Source organism: Psychrobacter sp. Sarcosine-3u-12 (genome assembly GCF_002836005.1).
Taxonomy (GTDB): Bacteria; Pseudomonadota; Gammaproteobacteria; order Pseudomonadales; family Moraxellaceae; genus Psychrobacter; species Psychrobacter okhotskensis.
In genome coordinates this window covers 1-3879 of sequence record NZ_PJBY01000018.1, presented here as the reverse complement: position 1 = coordinate 3879, position 3879 = coordinate 1, and the positions used below count along the sequence as shown (strand labels likewise).

Below are 3879 nucleotides of genomic sequence, written 5' to 3'. Positions count from 1 at the left end.
ATTTAGGAGATAAGGGTTCTTATCACTATCTAGCTGAAAAAAATCCACTAAAAACTAATTATTATAAAATTAACAAAGAAAAATCTCCTTTTAAATTTGGTTCTAAAAAACTAACTTTTAAAAAAGAATTATGGGTAAATATAAAAACTGAAGACTTAAATAAACTATAGACTGTTTAATTATATAGCCAATCCCACTTAAAAATGTTATAAACTAATCATCAAATTCAATTGTTATTATAAAGACCATGACTTACTCACTAGATTTTCGTATGCAAGTTCTTAAAAGTATAGATGGTGCAGAGTTAGCCGACTTAATCTATGAGTAGAAGTACTTATATTGAACTATCAAGAAATTTTCAGATGGCTTGCAATAACAATAGGTATAGATGGAATGATTACGTACCAATTATGCGTTATGTATTTTAGAAGAAATAAGCAAAGTATTGCTTACATTTTTTACTCAGATAAAAATTATTACGATAGAAAAAAATAGACGGTTATGACATACATTTTTTTATCATTGCAATGGCAGGTATTTATATGAACTACCATCTAAAATATAAAAAATATGGGTCATTTAAAATACCACAACTGGCTTGGTATCCCTCAATTAATGACAAGAGTGCACTTAAGATGTACCAAAAGCATAACAAGCTACTTATGGGTTCGTTTTTTACTTTTGTTCTTACGGCTTTTTGGTTTATAGGTAGTGGTTTATTTATTTGGCTGGCTACGCGAGTAGGACAATAGTAGCATAAAAAATATTTGTCAAGGCAATTATAAATCTTGAATCTGCATACATTATGCGTGAAGACTTTCCCGAAAATGATGAAGAAAGTCATTTAGGATATGCTCAAATTATCGCTGAAGCGATTCAAGGTATCGGTATTGATGATAGTAATATTGGTATTCCACAAAGCATGCTTGATGCTTTTGAATCGACTGCACCAAAAAGTGATGCCGCTACTGAAGAGGAGTTTAAAAAAGTCTTGCTACCTCAGATAAGTAGTAGCATCAAAATCAATCAAAACTGGCTATTTAAAGCGCTTGGCGGTTTGGATAAGGAGCTGGTCGAGATTATTTATGACTTTAGCAAGAAAGACAGAGCTTCTGAAGCAGTAGGTACTGGAATAGGCTATACGGTAGAAGGGGTTAGTGCTGCGACATTAAATAAGATAACAGTCAACAGTAATCGAAGCGCTGCTATCAATAAAGATAAATTGATTCAGACACTGAGTCAAAATTTATTAGCATTGAGTTTTTATGATCCAAAAGCATTCAGAAATTTGTATAAAGCACTAGAGCTTAGTGTATATGGTCACTCAGGACTGACAGTTATCCGAAAAGAGGTAACTGCTACAGCAGACACGATTGTCAGTTTTGCAAACTTTGCTATGGGTGCAGTATTGCCGAAGTCATGGATCGATAGGATTAATAATAGCGCCAGACGAGCTAAAGATGGTGCTAAGAATGTCGTAGAAGCTGTCACTGACACTACAATTGTGCGTACGCCACAGATCGATAATCTACAGCAGGCTGAAAAGTGGGTCTTACCATATGTTGATAAAGCCCTTGCAACAGGTAAAGGTATAAGTGAGTTGAGCCAGCTCAATGATGGTCAAAAGCCTATTGATCTTGATCAGCTGGATGCTGATGCATTAGCTGCAAGGGGTATTGAGTGGCACAATAACATCAAGAATATGGCGACGGGTGCGACAGGAGGAGTATCGGCTTTTATTGCATTTTTTCAGCTAAATGCAGTGATCGCCAGTGTACCAGCGATCGCCAGATTAAAATACGCAGGCGACCCGCTACGGCTAACGCAAGAGCAATTAGGTACTATCAGCTCTGGGCTTGCGTTAGTCACGGCGAGTATGGATGTGGCAGCATCAGGAGCTAGCGTGCTTGGCAGAACCAGTTTTGCAAACAGGCTTGTCTATCGCGCAGGATGGTTAGGTGTGGTTGGCGCAACGTTTGAGGTAGGAAGCTTAGCGATTTATGGTTATCGTAAGTTTAATGATGGGAATACCGCATCTTGGATTTCCAGTGATGCAGCTGCTTTCTCGATAGGTGCTTCAGCTTATGCTGGATTTAATCTAGGCTTATTAGCGATAGCATCGCCAGCCGCCGCATTACCTGCGCTACCACTATTAGCGATTATGTTTGTCGGTATGACTCTAAGCTATACTTTTCAGCGCCTAGCCTATAAGTTTGATGATAAAAACAATACATTGATAGAATACTGGTTAGACAACAGCGTGTTTGGTCATAAAGCCATGCGAGGACAAGACTATTATCTGATAAATCCGTTTCAGTCAAAGTCGCCTTTCAATAGTTTGGAGCAAGACATTAGCGGCTTTATCACCGCATCCACCTTATTTTTAGCCAATAACCGTTTACAAACCTTTCAAGGTAATGTACCTATAGAGCATAAAACAGACTCAAATAGTGAGATAAGACTTCCGCCAATCCTTGAGATTGTAAAAGAGCATCTGACCTTATTTCAAAGTCAAATTCACATTGGGAATTGGGACAAAGCAAGTCAACTGACTATAGAGGTGGTTGCTGATAAAGGTGGCAGAGAGCAAAACCTATATAAAGCGACATTCTATAATTCTGCCAGTGATGAACCTGCTGCGGGTAATATCAAATCATCAGCTCTTGAGAGATTATTGCCTATAGTGACAAAAAAAGAGGCTGAAAAAGAATCGGAACCTCAGTTTATCATTGATACGCAGAATATCAATAACGCAAAAGTGATTGTGACCTATACGCCCGATACCAGTCGCAATCCGCCATACCCTCTAAAAGACGTAAGCTATTTGGATAATAATAGCTACTAAAGAAAGGTTGCAAAAAAAATAATGATTTACAATCCTCCTAACAATACCCATCCCATCGAAAAGCTACTAAGTAAACCTTGGGAAGGGAGCATACCTGCGTATCGAGAAAAAAAAGCCAGCGTAGAGAAGCTGAGCCGTGATATGCATGAGGTAAACCCAGACTACCTACTGTTTCACCCCATTATTAACTCGTATCAATTGGTTGGTTTCTTAATGGCCTATTGCTTTAGTTGGTTATTTGGGCAAATATTATTTATTTCAGTTGTTATTTTTTATGATATTTTATTTAATAAGAGTATGGATTTTTTATTTTTTTTGGGAATGATTATGCAAGTACTTCTCATTCTAACATTCGGATTATTACCGTATATAGCATATAGACAGTTTAAAAATAAAAAATCCTACTATAATAAAATTGTATTGTTAAAGCAGACCCAGCAAGTTGCCTATTATGAGCATAATCGTAAGCAAGCGCCTGTTTTTCATTTAATTAATTATAAAGATATTGTCGCCTCAGTCAGACGTAACAACGGCGTCGTTTTTGAAGCCTTGAACCTGCATGTGATTGATCCTAAAACCAACCAAACCATCCAAAGTATTAATCTCGAAGATATGCAACTTAGCCCTTACGACCAATGGACGTTTATCCGTACCTATATGGAGCGTCCCGCAGACGAGCTACCGCTTGACCCACGATATGCCCACGCGTGTCCAACAGATATCAGCACATCGCTACTCGCCTGTGCCGATATTGCTCAAGAGAAAAAAGACAAGGGTCTGACTGGACTACAACATGAAGTGACCTTTATGGGTTGGTTGCGCGCTTGTACCGTCAGTTACTTAGACTTGGCCGAAGGCAATATCTATCAATCGAGTGCCAATCCTGCCTTACATCCTGAAGTGCAAAGACGGCTCATGTGGGACGGTGAGCACAATCCGTATAACATCCTACCTGTCACAGAAGAGCGCAAGGCCGCCTTTAACAATCAAAACCGAAAAATGAAAATAAAATGGTACTTAGGCATTGCAATTAA

The 3879-nt window shown here is 38.3% G+C and carries 2 protein-coding genes; both read left to right on the top strand.

Annotated elements, in window-relative coordinates; translation table 11 throughout:
• Positions 1-805 precede the first annotated feature (805 nt).
• Complete coding sequence (locus CXF65_RS00855) at positions 806-2845, top strand: hypothetical protein (RefSeq protein ID WP_101210712.1); 2040 nt, start codon at positions 806-808, stop codon at positions 2843-2845.
• Between the two features lie 21 nt (positions 2846-2866).
• Positions 2867-3879: DUF6708 domain-containing protein (locus CXF65_RS00850; protein ID WP_198551931.1), on the top strand; the 1013-nt coding region annotated here is incomplete at its 3' end.